The 13,272-nt window shown below is 52.7% G+C and carries 13 protein-coding genes and 1 pseudogene; 10 read left to right on the top strand and 4 right to left on the bottom strand.

Features of this window, described 5'->3' with window-relative positions:
• Together KDX39_RS22540 and KDX39_RS22535 are read left to right on the top strand one after the other, a co-directional pair.
• Positions 1-103 (top strand): transposase domain-containing protein (locus tag KDX39_RS22540; protein ID WP_231661873.1); only part of this gene is annotated, 103 nt, incomplete at its 5' end.
• Between the two features lie 27 nt (positions 104-130).
• Positions 131-319, top strand: a pseudogene (locus tag KDX39_RS22535) (transposase); the annotation flags it as partial.
• 259 nt (positions 320-578) lie between these two features.
• On the opposite strand, the gene KDX39_RS22530 reads toward KDX39_RS22535, so the two are convergent.
• From KDX39_RS22530 to KDX39_RS22520, 3 genes are read right to left on the bottom strand one after another with little or no spacing between them, the layout of a single operon-like run.
• Positions 579-1,547 (bottom strand): hypothetical protein, encoded by a 969-nt coding sequence (locus KDX39_RS22530; protein WP_231661866.1) that lies wholly within the window; start codon positions 1,545-1,547, stop codon positions 579-581.
• A gap of 3 nt (positions 1,548-1,550) precedes the next feature.
• Positions 1,551-2,615 (bottom strand): DUF262 domain-containing protein, encoded by a 1,065-nt coding sequence (locus KDX39_RS22525; RefSeq protein WP_231661865.1) that lies wholly within the window; start codon positions 2,613-2,615, stop codon positions 1,551-1,553.
• Entirely contained in the window at positions 2,612-4,066 is a 1,455-nt protein-coding gene (locus KDX39_RS22520) for an Eco57I restriction-modification methylase domain-containing protein (protein WP_231661864.1), read from the bottom strand. The genes KDX39_RS22525 and KDX39_RS22520 overlap by 4 nt, the downstream gene beginning before the upstream one ends.
• Before the next feature lie 894 nt (positions 4,067-4,960).
• Between KDX39_RS22520 and KDX39_RS22515 the strand changes: the two genes are divergently transcribed.
• Together KDX39_RS22515 and ycaC are read left to right on the top strand one after the other, a co-directional pair.
• On the top strand, positions 4,961-5,251 hold the full coding sequence (locus KDX39_RS22515; RefSeq protein ID WP_231661863.1) for a hypothetical protein: 291 nt from the start codon (positions 4,961-4,963) through the stop codon (positions 5,249-5,251).
• A gap of 304 nt (positions 5,252-5,555) precedes the next feature.
• Entirely contained in the window at positions 5,556-6,182 is a 627-nt protein-coding gene (gene ycaC / locus KDX39_RS22510) for an isochorismate family cysteine hydrolase YcaC (RefSeq protein ID WP_069142817.1), read from the top strand.
• Positions 6,183-6,255: 73 nt separating this feature from the next.
• On the opposite strand, the gene KDX39_RS22505 is transcribed toward ycaC, so the two are convergent.
• Complete coding sequence (locus tag KDX39_RS22505) at positions 6,256-6,690, bottom strand: HIT family protein (protein ID WP_231661862.1); 435 nt, start codon at positions 6,688-6,690, stop codon at positions 6,256-6,258.
• Positions 6,691-6,809: 119 nt separating this feature from the next.
• Between KDX39_RS22505 and KDX39_RS22500 the strand changes: the two genes are divergently transcribed.
• The 6 genes from KDX39_RS22500 to KDX39_RS22475 all read left to right on the top strand — a co-directional run bounded on the left by KDX39_RS22500 (position 6,810) and on the right by KDX39_RS22475 (position 13,262).
• The gene (locus KDX39_RS22500; protein WP_099228612.1) at positions 6,810-7,265 is read left to right on the top strand and encodes a VOC family protein; all 456 of its coding nucleotides are present in this window, start codon (positions 6,810-6,812) and stop codon (positions 7,263-7,265) included.
• Positions 7,266-7,536: 271 nt separating this feature from the next.
• On the top strand, positions 7,537-8,754 hold the full coding sequence (locus KDX39_RS22495) for a methyl-accepting chemotaxis protein (RefSeq protein WP_231661861.1): 1,218 nt from the start codon (positions 7,537-7,539) through the stop codon (positions 8,752-8,754).
• A 9-nt stretch (positions 8,755-8,763) separates the two neighbouring features.
• Positions 8,764-9,132, top strand: a complete 369-nt coding sequence (locus tag KDX39_RS22490; protein ID WP_005895634.1) for a response regulator — start codon at positions 8,764-8,766, stop codon at positions 9,130-9,132.
• A 23-nt stretch (positions 9,133-9,155) separates the two neighbouring features.
• Positions 9,156-9,446, top strand: coding sequence for an STAS domain-containing protein (locus KDX39_RS22485; RefSeq protein WP_231661860.1), 291 nt, complete (start codon positions 9,156-9,158; stop codon positions 9,444-9,446).
• Between the two features lie 42 nt (positions 9,447-9,488).
• Entirely contained in the window at positions 9,489-11,573 is a 2,085-nt protein-coding gene (locus KDX39_RS22480; protein ID WP_231661859.1) for a chemotaxis protein CheA, read from the top strand.
• Positions 11,574-11,603: 30 nt separating this feature from the next.
• Complete coding sequence (locus KDX39_RS22475) at positions 11,604-13,262, top strand: methyl-accepting chemotaxis protein (protein ID WP_231661858.1); 1,659 nt, start codon at positions 11,604-11,606, stop codon at positions 13,260-13,262.
• The last annotated feature ends 10 nt before the right edge of the window (positions 13,263-13,272 follow it).

Below are 13,272 nucleotides of genomic sequence, written 5' to 3'. Positions count from 1 at the left end.
TACGTGGCTGCGCCACGTACTGGAGCGCCTGCCGCACGCCTCGTCAGTAGCAGACTACGAAGCGCTGCTGCCATGGAACTGCTCGCCAAAAATGCCACAATAAACCGTTAACCCATCGTTTGGCAGGTGGGGTTTATGGATCGCATACGATCGTCCAAAGTATCGACAGCGAAACATCATTGAGCGGATGTTTGGCTGGCTAAAAGAGAACCGCAGAATAGGGACTCGCTACGACAAGCTGGCCAGGAGCTTTGCAGCCATGGTCACGCTGGCCTGCAGCCTACGCTGTATGAGGCAATACTTTTCGTACAAAACCTAGGGTTTATGGAGCGCTTACGAAGTACATAGGCAATCGGGCTCAATTCTCCCGCATATCCAACCTGAGGATTTTGCCATAGCTACGCGGCGATGGCAGCTAGGTTAAATAAACTTTAAAAACCCAACCATACCTACAACTAAAAAACTAACAAACTAACAAACTAACAAACTAACAAACTAACAAACTAACAAACTAACAAACTAACAAACTGGCAGACTGGCAGACTGGCGCAAAGACTCGTGCGCCAGCTGCAGGTTGTCTAAATAAAAATTGCGTTAACCATCTCAGACCTCACCCATGAAACTGGTATTTCAATCTCAGAAGGTATTACTATCTTCAGCCTCTTATCAGGCATTTTCAAATAATCATCAAACGGTTTACTACCCAGCTCTATCAAATAATGTATAACAGTGGAAAAGGGAGAAATATTCATTGGATGAACACCACCTCTAGACTGCCTCTGCACGTTCAAGAGACTTTCAAGCTCGTCAGTTTTCATATCAATAGCACTAATCAAACCCAATATATTTTGCGCCAGAAGCTTTGTATCTTTAGGTAGCTCGTCTGCACCCCAGTGAGACTTCAATATTTTAATTATTTTTTTAAGTCTCAAGCTAATCTTATCCTGCTTCGCCAGTGCGGTGCATTCCGCCAACTTCCCGGATTGCTGTATTGATATTTCCGCATGCTCAAGCATTGCCTTTATTTGGTAAGCAATTCTCTCCTGACTCCAGTTACTATCATTACTCTTGTAAATCATATCATGAGTAGCTATAGACCAAGCATGCTGCAAAAAAGTCTTTACCTGCACTTCAAACACTATAGCTGTTAGATCATTTGGAGGCATCGTCGGATTAACTTTCAGATTGCAATATAGTCGTAAATCATCAAACGGAAAGGAATCCGACTTTTTACTAGTGAAATTACCAACGCCAGGTCTTCGCGCTACAATATGAAATTCATCCTGAAGCAACTTTTCCGCATCCCTTAACTCATTAAGATTTGCAAGCACGATGGTGCATGCAAAGAAATCTTCAAGCTTAGAAGGATTTGGAAACCTACCGGTTTCAAGTTTCATTGCAAAGCTAACAAGCTCTTTAACCCTGCTTTCATAATGCCATCTAGGATTTTTTATTCCTTCAATCCTACGATCAACCTCTGACTTCAAACGCTTATTTTTTTCTTCTTGCTCTAAGAAGACTGCTCGCACCGAAGCTGAAACTTTCATTATTCACCCCAGCACTTCTATAGTAAGTGCATTCACCCGCTCCTTCCTTTGGTTTAGCTCGGTGCTAGCACCTCTCGAGTTAGAAACGTATATTAACGCTTGGGTATATAATCCCGGCTGCGCCTGCGCCAAGAAACTTTCAAGGTTTTGTTCCGCCACAAGAGTTTCGACCTTCGACATGAAGAGAGAGTATTTTTCACTAAGCGCTTCAGCATCAAGATCAAAATCAGCAAGTGCTAAAGCCGTCCACAAGGCATAAAAGTTTCCATACCCCCTAGCATAACGAGTGATACAGTTATTAGCTTGTTCCATAGAAATTATTGCATGTTTTATTCTTGCAAAATTTTCACGGAACTCCTCAGGATCAAAACCCTGATCAAGATCGGACGGATCATCATACTTAGCATAGTTATCATCCAGCATGTCTTGATCAAAACCAAACACTTCGCTCTCTAAAACAACCAACATCAGCTCAGATATGAACTGAGTGTCTATCATACGTTTCGCACGAGCTGGGGTTGATATACCAATTGCCCGCCATTCATCCTTTACAGACTCAGCTTCAGCCTCTTGAAGAAACCAACCATCAAACTTTGCATGCCGCAACTCTTGATTGGTGAGTTTTCTAGAGTTCCTATTAAGCCTATCAAAAACCTCATTAACAACGGTACCGTCCGCCCAATCTATTAGTTCCACCGTGAGCTGGTAATTCCAAAATATTTGTTTCAGCTCAGTCTCAGAAGCTAAATCCTTCCACTTTTTGCTATCGAGTCTTACATCACCAAACTCCCTGCCCATCTTAATCTTATTATTGACAAACTCAAGAATAGTTTGAATCCTCTGCTTACCATCGACAACATGATATGTAGCTTTACCTGTATCACTTATAGTTTTGTGTAGAAATATAGCTGGACTTGGATAATTCCTAAATACAGTATCTAAGAAATACTGTTTATCCCTCATTGTCCATACACTACGCCGCTGATAAGGAGGATTTAAATCAATCTGATTATTCTGATTCAAGTCTAGCAGCCAAGTTACATCTTGTGTCGACGGTCTTCTGATCATTGCAACTCTTCCTTGTTTATTTGCTCTATTTTAACATCAATGTCGTGTGGCGAGCATTCAGAATTTGAGATGACCCACGCACCCAGACTTTCTAAAAACATTACGCTTGGATATTTTATACGTTTAAGGTCAGCAGCATTTACTTGCGTATGAGAGCTAAATTCTCTTATTGAGAAATCAGCAAACTTGGAATTGAGAAAAGCAGCCAATCCGTGCGCCAAGCTTGCATTTAGCCCTGCTTTATTTCTATGAAATACATTTAGATGATTCTCAAAACCTATACTCGTATACCGGGAAAAACCGTTGGGGTCAATAACACTGGCAACAATTCGCCTATGCTGCTCTTGAGCAGAGAACCGCCTCACAACGCAATAGTAACCCATCTGAAATAATTGCTTTTCAGTTTTTGCGTTGCAGATGATCGCATTCGGCTTTTTTATAGAAAAGTCAGGCCATATAACTGTACGATTTTTTACATTAGCTGAGTGTATCAATGGCGATACACTCAAGGTTTCTGGCAAGTACTTTAAGAATTCACTTACTCTAAAATCCACTACCGGCCCAGTGGACACTTGAATGTCTAATGCCTTTAAATCTCCCTTAAAGTCAATTCTTTCTGCCTCCTTTGATATAGGAAATGAAGGTATATGTATAAACATATCTTCATCATCAGGAAAAACAATACTATCTGCATCAAAAGTAAAGGCTTCCATATCTAATAAAGCATCGTCTGTTGACCGACTTATCGATATGCTGCCTTGCACGCCACCTCGCCTTAGAACTATTATTACATTTTCCTGCAATACCGAATCATCTTTAAAAACGGCATTTCTGGCTTTGAACAAATGAAGATGCACTACTGAAGCATTGGAAAAAATCAGCTTTCTAAACTTCTTGAAATATGTACCCGTGCAAAAACTTCTTGGTATCAAAGCAACCAATAACCCGTTCCTTTTAAGCTGAAGCAACGAAAGCCCCACAAATCCAGAATACAAATTGGTAGCATCAACCCCCATTAGCTTCAAGTTTTTACTGTGAGCAGAGTCACTTCGAATTTTTTTATATGGTGGATTTAGTAAAGCATGGGTATACCTTCGCTCTAAACACCCTAGCTTCAAAAACTCCTTCGTTATTAAATCTATATAATCACCATTAACAATGGTTGCGCTACACCCATCGTAACTCTCCAAGTTTTTCTCAAGATCTCCAACTAGCGCGCAGTCAACTTCATAAGCAGTGACTTTTACTTTGTTCTTTGTTTTTAAGCCCTTATTTTCCATACCTTCTAGAAACGCACAACTAAGAGCGCCCACCCCTGCCCCTGCATCTAACAGGTGATAGTTTTTAAAACTGACATCAGGAAACAAACTAGACATAAATCTAGCTATATTTTCGGGGGTCAAAAACTGTCCCAGCTTAGACTTATGTTCTTGCGACACATTTGCAGACACGGCTCGTCTCAACAACTCCGCCCGGCTTAACATTTTTCATACCAAACGAATACTGATACGTTTCTAAAGCATTGAATCTCTAAACAGTTCACTACACTCAGCCTTTGAGATTTTTGCCCAAACTATATCGAAGATTATATACAAATCAATAAAATGTAGATAGATACTTTTCTCACAACAACGGAAACACGCAGCGTAAGATATTTAATCGCGTCGTGAAGCCAATGAGCGCTTTGGTGTACCTCATGTGTAGACCCCTTCACCTTTAGCCCGGATGTTACATACCCAAGGAGACCAACATGCCTTACCGCAATCGTGAAAGCCTTATGCTTTGATCTCATATCCTAAGCTTTCTCACAATACTCAAGCAGAAAAGATTATCTCACGTCTAGTCGGCTCACGATGCGCCGATAACCGATCATACGATTGGAGAGCACTGATCGGCCCAGTCCATTTCGTAAGGAACCTACCCTCGTTATCTGCATTGCCGCACTGATAAATCTGGGTAACACGCGGTCTAGACGCTCGTGACCGTCTTTGTGCAGACTGATTTTAGACCTCATAGCGCTTCTCTGCGCAGCGAAGTTCACACTCATCATCGCGAATCGCGATGCATCCATTTGAAAGCAACGCTCCATTACTCCGGTGATGGCGAAAAGCGATTTGCGGGTCTGGAGCGTTTTCTCATCTTACGAAACACTGCCGGGGGTGCCTGATACATGGGCAAGATTGTTCACTTTCCAAGGCCCATTTCTGATTTTGTTGCTGATGCACATCAAGCTAAAAGAGATCACCCCGAAGATTTGGCATAGATTCGCAGTGTCTGCAAACATTATCCTCGTGAAGCTAGTCAGGTGATCCAAGCCCTGATGGTCCGGAGCGACAGCTATCTGCATGAATTTGAAATCGCCGGTGAGCGGTACGGCTCCCGATCCTGAAGGCTGGGGGCGGAAAGTGAATAAGGAGGCTTGCAAAACCTCGATCGAAGTGCCGAATGGAAAGCGGACGCTTACTTATCTCTACGGCCTCGAGGACAGCCCGGAGCACATATCAAGGCCGAAAAACGTTGCCTGCGAACGCCTTTCCTCAAATACCAACTGCTTCGAAGGTGCCGATGCTCGTCCACCCGAAGACATGGATGGCGAGGCGTTACAAGATGCTCCGGAAGGCTGTGGCCGCCCCTGAAAACCCCGAGCACAAATCCATGATGGAATGGATCGGGAAAGATTTCAACCCAATACACTTCGATCACAAGGCCGTAAACCACTGGCTTGCACGCATCTCCAAACGGCAGTGGGACGGCGCTTACCTTGAAACAGTCCGGCAGAAGTGTTGGGCAAGTCGTGCGGCCATACGAACACTGGCTGAACTGTCTCATCGAGGTTGACAGACAAACCTTTTTCAAGCGCTTTTTCGACGTTCAGATGGACATTAATCTAGCCACACGTTGAAACGACAGCCCCTCACCACTTCGAAAAAGGATTCCACCATGACCAATGCCACTTACAACCGCCTGAACAAAGACGACGCCGTAGTTCTGCTGGTCGACCACCAGACCGGTCTGATTTCGCTGGTGCAGGACTTCACCCCGAACGAGTTCAAGAACAACGTGTTGGCGTTGGCCGACGTGGCGAAGTTCTTTGAGCTGCCGACCATTCTGACCACCAGTTTCGAACAAGGCCCGAATGGTCCGCTGGTACCGGAACTCAAAGAGATGTTCCCGGACGCGCCGTACATCGCTCGCCCTGGCCAGATCAACGCCTGGGACAACGAAGACTTCGTCAAAGCCATCAAGGCTACTGGCCGCAAGCAACTGATCATTGCCGGTGTGGTGACGGACGTTTGTGTCGCCTTCCCGACGTTGTCGGCGCTGGCTGAAGGCTTTGATGTGTTCGTGGTGACCGACTCTTCCGGCACGTTCAACACGGCTGTGCAGCAGGCCGCCTGGAACCGCATGACACAGGCAGGCGCGCAGATGATGAACTGGTTCTCGGTGGCGTGTGAGTTGCAGCGCGACTGGCGCAACGATATCGAAGGTTTGGGCAATCTGTTGTCGCAGCGTATTCCGAACTACCGCAATCTCATGAACAGCTATGCAGCGTTGACTGCACGCTGACCGGTAATCGCAGGAGGGCATTTTGCCCTCCTGCATGCACCTCGATATCAACGCTGACTAAGCGGTACCGCCCTCAGCTCGGCATTCCCCTCAACCTGAGCACTTCCCTCGCTTGAATCCCCCGCTCCTCTTCACTCAATGCCCGCTCGCAATATTCACGACTCAGGAAAAGTATCACGTCGTTCCCATCCGGCTCTGCGGCATACCCCGGATGACCTGCAACCTCCACAAGCAGTGCCTCAGTAACCGGCGCGACATGAAAATGCAGACTGAACCCGGCAGAGAATCCCAATTTATATATCACCACTTTTCGAGGCTCATACGCCCGCACCAGAAGCTGTTCTGTTCTGCGCAAAACACCTCCCAGCTCGGCCAGCGCCGCCTCGTTCAGGTCGCCCAGATCAGAAGCGGGTGCAACAGACGCAACCATCAGATAGCCGCGGTATCGCGCATCACGTCGATGGCTGACACGCCAGTGCCCGGTCTCAAAGATGTCACACTCGGTCATACGCCCCTCCTCTGGTCCCTTATCTGCAACTGACTCACAACGGAGGATATGACACTGCACCTCAGGCATGCGAAATTGCAGGCACTTGTTATCCACCGCACCAGCAGGAACGGCTCTCAATGGACCTGACATTCAGCCACATCGACGTTCTCGTCACCGACCTTGAAGAAGCCTGCGCTTATTACGCGCAGATCCTGCAAGCCAAAATCTCCAGAACCCTGATCTGGGAACGCGGCGGTCTGCATGTGCGTTATGCCATTGCGATGATCGGCACTGAACGCTTCATGCTGGTCCAGCCGTTGGCGGGGAATCTGAAGGACCTGCTGGATACGTCAGGCGAGGGCATGATTTATCGACATTGTTATTCGACGCCGGATATCGAGAAGGCTTACGACGAACTGATCGCAGCCGGTGTGCAACCGGAGGACGAGAACGGCAAACCGCTTGATCGCTCAAACCTGCAATCACCGTCCGGGGGAAGGATTATCTGGCTGCCCAAACGGTTCGGGCATTTCTCGGTGGAGATTCTGGAAGAGAAGACGCTGGAGGCGTTTATCGAGGCGGCGTTTGCCTGAAGTCCAATAACGCGCGACTGACACACCGCACTAACCTCATCGCGGGCAAGCCCCCTCCCACAACTCGATGTTCGCCACGACACTGCGCAAACGCCCCCTCCCCTCGCTATTTCCAGAATCACAGCTAAACCTAGTACAGGCGCACCATGCACTTCGTCACCCAATTGTCATCAACCGGACGGATGGCGCCTGTGCGCTCTCAAGTTGCCATGATCGAGGCAGATAACCCCTAAGTTGCTTTCATCCGCTGCAATGTTCAAGGATCGAACCTATGACGTCGAGTCAGTACAGTAGTACTCCAGGTCAAAGTCATCCACGTTTCCTCTGGTTTCCACTGGTCCCGGTGATCCCGGCCATTGCCTGGATTCTGACTCAGTCGGGCACCTCTCCTGCCAATCTTGCTGCCTGTGGCGTACTGGCCGTTCTGGGTGTCGGTGCCGGGGTGTGGAGTGCGCGTTCGCAACGTGAACAAGCCGTGCGTCTGACCGACGATGCGCTTACACAGCATCAGTCCAATGACGCTGCAATCGGCGCGAAGGCTTCTCGGGCGCAGCTCAATGAAGTGCTGCTGGGTGCGATGCCGATCTGGGCCAAGCAGGTCGAAAGCTCGCGTCAGCAGACCGAGACCGCCATTATCGAGCTGACCAGTCGGTTCACCGGTATTTCCGAACGATTGCAGGAAACTGTTCAGGCGTCGCAGCAGGCCGCAGGCGAGCTGGACGGGCAGAATGCAGACGGCGCGCTCAAGGTGCTGGCGCAGAGTGACAGCGAGCTGAGCCAAGTCATCGATTCCCTGAAAGCCACGCAGGCCAGCCGCGACCAGACGCTGACTCAGGTGCGCAGCCTCACGGCCTATACCGGCGAGTTACGTACCATGGCAGCCGACGTTGCGGCCATCGCGGCGCAGACCAACCTGCTGGCCCTCAATGCGGCCATTGAAGCAGCCCGCGCCGGTGAAGCCGGGCGAGGCTTTGCGGTGGTGGCCGATGCGGTGCGCAGCCTGTCGAGCAAGTCCAGCGAGACCGGCCAGCAGATGTCGGCCAAGGTCGACATCATCAACAACGCAATCACCCAGTTGGTTGAGGCCGCCTCCAGCGGCGCGGATCAGGACAGCCATTCGGTGACTGAGTCCGAACAGAGCATTCAACACGTGCTGCAGCGTTTCCAGAGCATAACCGGACGTCTCGCCGAATCCGCCGATCTGCTCAAGCAGGAAAGCTACGGCATTCGCGACGAGATGACCGAGGTGCTGGTCAGCCTGCAGTTTCAGGACCGAGTCAGTCAGATCCTTACCCATGTGCGCGACAACATTGACTCGCTGCACACCCATTTGCAGCAATCCAGCCAGTCTCCAGACGAAGCCGTCGCGATCAATGCCCGTGAGTGGCTGGCACGCATGGAATCCACTTACGCCACTGACGAACAGCGTCTTACACATCGCGGCGAATCAGCAGCGCAGCAGAATTCTCAGGAAATCACGTTCTTCTAGGAGCGCATCATGGCTAAGAGTGTATTGGTGGTCGACGACTCAAGCAGCGTTCGGCAGGTCGTCGGCATCGCGCTGAAAAGTGCCGGATACGACGTGATCGAAGCCAGCGACGGCAAGGATGCACTGGGCAAGCTCACCGGGCAGAAGGTCCACTTGATCATCAGCGACGTGAACATGCCGAACATGGATGGCATCACGTTCGTCAAGGAAGTGAAGAAGCTGGCCAGTTACAAGTTCACGCCCATCATCATGCTGACCACCGAGTCCCAGGAATCCAAGAAGGCTGAAGGCCAGGCTGCCGGGGCCAAGGCCTGGGTGGTCAAGCCGTTCCAGCCTGCACAGATGCTGGCGGCGGTCTCCAAACTCATTCTGCCCTGAGTGTCCGGGCCACGGAGGCCAGCATGCCGATGTTGATCGAAACCACTGCTGACACCGTGCGTGTCAGCATCGATGGCGAACTGACGATTTACACCGTGACCGAGCTTGCTGCGGGCCTGCTGCCGCAGATGGGTGCCACGCCGCGCATGCAAATCGATCTGTCGCAGGTGACGGAAATGGACGGTGCGGGGTTTCAACTGCTGGCGGTCATCGAGCGCGAGGCTGGCAGGACCGGCACCGCGCTCAGCCTGACCGGGCAGAGCAAGGCGGTCGTGGAAACATTCGAACTGTGTCATCCGGGTGCCTTCGCTTAGCGTCCGTTGCAGTGTGGTTCAGTGACCGAAAAGGAAGTTCACGTGAGCATTAATCTTGATCAGGCACAGCAGACGTTCATCGTCGAGGCGCGCGAGCTGTTGCTGGCCATGGAGGAATCCCTCCTGCAACTGGAAAGTGAGCCGGGCGATCAGGATGCCATCGGTGCGATATTCCGTGCGGCCCACACCATCAAGGGCTCTGCGGGATTGTTCGGCCTGACGCCAATCGTCAGCTTTACCCATATTGTCGAAGACGTGCTCGACCGGTTGCGTGAAGGCAGCGTCTCGGTGGATGCGGCGTTGATCGCAGTGCTGCTCAGGTCCGGCGACCACATGCTTGAACTGATCGACGTGGTAGCCAGCCGCGGCGAGCAGCTTGCAGCCGCAGCGCTGGAGCGTGAAGCGGCGCTGCGTCAGGCCTTGCAGGCGTATCAGGCACCTGCGGAAGCGGCTGCCCGGCCTGTGCAGACGCCCACTGTCAGCGATGTGCAGACGTCCATGCTGTGGCACATTTCCCTGCGCTTTGGCGTGGACGTGTTTCGCAACGGCATGGACCCGCTGTCATTCCTGCGCTACCTCAATACGCTGGGCCAGATGGTCCAGGTCACGACGGTGACCGACAGCATTCCGGCTGTTGAGGAATGGGACCCTGAATCCTGCCACCTGGGTTTCGAGATCGACTTCCGCTCGGCAGCCGGGCACGCAGCAATCAATGAAGTGTTCGATTTCGTGCGCGAAGACTGTGCGGTAGAGATCACAGCCGTGAACGAAACCATCACAGCGACCGGCACCGATCTGATGCCGCAGAACGACAACAGCCCGGTGGTCAGCAGTGGCGAACTGCTGGGCGATCAGCGCGCCGTGCCGCGAGGCCCTGCACAGGTTTCCACAGAGCGCGCCTCACCCGCGAACGAACAGAAGAATAAGGACGGCCGCTATGTGCGGGTCAACGCCGACAAGCTCGATGAACTGATCAATCTGGTCGGCGAACTGGTCATCGCCAGCGCTGGCGCGAATCTGCTGGCGCGCTCCTGCAACCATGCGCCGCTTCAGGAGGCCAGCTCGACGGTATCGGGGCTGGTCGAGGAAATACTCGATGGTGCCCTGCACCTGCGCATGATCCCCATCGGCGACACCTTCAACCGCTTCCGTCGAGTGGTGCGCGATGTCAGCCAGGAACTGGGCAAGGACATCGACCTGATTATCAGTGGCGCAGAGACCGAGCTGGACAAGACCGTGGTCGAAAAAATCGGCGACCCGCTGATGCACCTGTTGCGCAACTCCATGGACCACGGCATTGAAAGCGCTGAAGCGCGTCGTGCTTCAGGCAAGTCGGCAAAGGGTCATTTGAACCTCAACGCCTACCACGACTCGGGCAGCATCGTGATCGAGATTGCCGATGACGGCGCTGGCCTCAACCGCGAGCGGATTCTGGAGAAGGCTCAGGAGCGCGGACTGGTGGCCAGCGGTGCGGTGCTGACCGACCAGGAGATCTACAACCTGATTTTCGAGCCCGGTTTTTCCACTGCCGAGGCGGTCACCAATCTGTCCGGACGGGGCGTCGGCATGGACGTGGTCAAGCGCAACATCACCCTGCTGCGCGGCACCGTGGACCTGGACAGCCAACCCGGTCAGGGCACCATCGTGCGGATCCGCCTGCCGCTGACGCTGGCAATCATCAACGGTTTTCTGGTCGGCATCGATCAATCGACGTATGTCATTCCTCTGGACATGGTTCAAGAGTGCATCGAACTCGACGAACAGGACCGTCAGTCCAGCCGCGACAATGGCTATCTGGACCTGCGCGGCGAGGTACTGCCGCTGGTGTACCTACGCGATCACTTCAATCACGAAGGTCCCGCCGCCCGCCGCCAGAATGTGGTGGTGGTGCGTTACGCAGAGCACAAGGCCGGGCTGGTGGTGGACGACCTGCTCGGCGAATTCCAGACCGTGATCAAACCGCTGGGCAAACTGTTCGGCGGCCTGCGTGGCATCAGCGGCTCGACCATTCTGGGCAGCGGCGCGGTGGCACTGATTCTCGACATACCGGCACTGCTCAATCAGATCGTCCAGCTGGAAGCCCGCTCGACCCAAACCCCTTATTCGCTGTCGGCTTCGACCCGCTGACGCGCCTGTATTTCCATGGAGGTAACCCCGATGAAATGGTTTTACGATCTGAAGATATCCACCAAGTTGATCACCTCCTTTCTGGTGGTGCTGGCGCTGACGGCGGCCATGGGCGTGTTCGCCATCATTCAGCTCGGGCAGGTCAACCAGACCGCTCATGACATGAAGGAAAACTGGATGCCCTCGATGCGCGCCGCTTCGGGCATGCGCTTTTACGCGGCCAGCTACCGCCTGAAGGAAAACCGGCACATCGCAGCCGATACCGCGCAGGAAAAGACCCAGATGGAGCAGGAGGCTGCCGAAGCACGCCAGCAGTTCGAAACCCGCCTGGGCACCTATGAACATCTGCTGTCCAGCGACACGGATCGCCAAATGCTCAACGGCGTGAACACTGCATGGTCCGCGTACCTGGTGGTCAGCAAAGAACTGTTCGACCTTTCACGGCAGGGTCTCGAGAATCAGGCTCGCACGCTGTTGAAGAACGAATCGAAACTGCACTTCGATGAAGCGACCAATCAGTTACAGAAAATGGTCGAGTTCAACGATGCAGGCGCAACCACGGCCAGCGAGAAAGGCACAGCCCTGTATGAAAACGCACGCATCTCGATCATTGCGGTGCTGGTCGCTGCGCTGCTGATCGGGCTGGGCCTGGCGCTGTTCATCGCTCGTATCATTTCCCGTCCACTCAAGGACGCCGCCATCGCCGCCGAGCAATTGGCCGAAGGCAATCTGAGCGCGCACATATCGGAAGGTTCGAAAGACGAAACCGGGATGGTGCTCAACGCCATGCGCAACATGGTCGGCAAGCTGTCGCATATTATCGGCGAAGTGCGAAACGCCGCCGACAACCTGGCCAGCGCCTCGGAAGAAGTCAGCGCCACGGCTCAATCCATGAGTCAGGCCACCAGTGAACAGGCCGCCAGCGTTGAAGAGACCAGCGCTTCGGTCGAACAGATGAGCGCCAGCATCAATCAGAACACCGAGAACGCCAAGGTCACCGACGGCATGGCCAGCAAGGCCGCCAAGGAAGCCACAGAAGGCGGCGATTCGGTGCAGCAGACCGTGGTGGCGATGAAAAAAATCGCCCAGCGCATCAGCATCATCGACGACATCGCCTACCAGACCAACCTGTTGGCCCTCAACGCGGCCATCGAAGCGGCCCGTGCGGGTGAGCACGGCAAGGGCTTTGCCGTGGTTGCCGCCGAAGTGCGCAAGCTGGCCGAGCGCAGCCAGGTGGCGGCTCAGGAAATCGGCGAGCTGTCTTCGAGCAGCGTGGACATGGCCGAGAAGGCCGGCAAGTTGCTGGACGAGATGGTGCCGTCGATCAACAAGACCTCGGATCTGGTGCAGGAGATCAGCGCTGCGTCCGAAGAACAGGCCGCAGGCGTGGCGCAGATCAATACCGCCATGACCCAACTCAACCAGGTGACGCAGCAGAACGCGTCGAGCAGTGAAGAGCTGGCGGCCACAGCCGAAGAAATGAGCAGCCAGGCCGAACAGCTGCAGCAGGCCATGAGCTTCTTCGTTTTGAGTCCGGCTTCCAGAGCGGCCGTGAACGACATCAGTGTCGACACCTCCGGCAGTACGCCGCCTCGCCAGCCGTCGCGCCCGGTCAAGACCGCCCCCAAAAAGGCGTTTGCCTACAACATGGCCAGCGCGCCGGATGAATCGGAATTCACCCGTTTCTGATCGCAGACCG

Origin of the sequence: Pseudomonas sp. CDFA 610 (genome assembly GCF_021147865.1) — a bacterium.
Taxonomy (GTDB): Bacteria; Pseudomonadota; Gammaproteobacteria; order Pseudomonadales; family Pseudomonadaceae; genus Aquipseudomonas; species Aquipseudomonas alliivorans.
The sequence above is the reverse complement of the archived record's forward strand: the minus strand, read 5'-3'. Positions and strand labels throughout refer to the sequence as shown.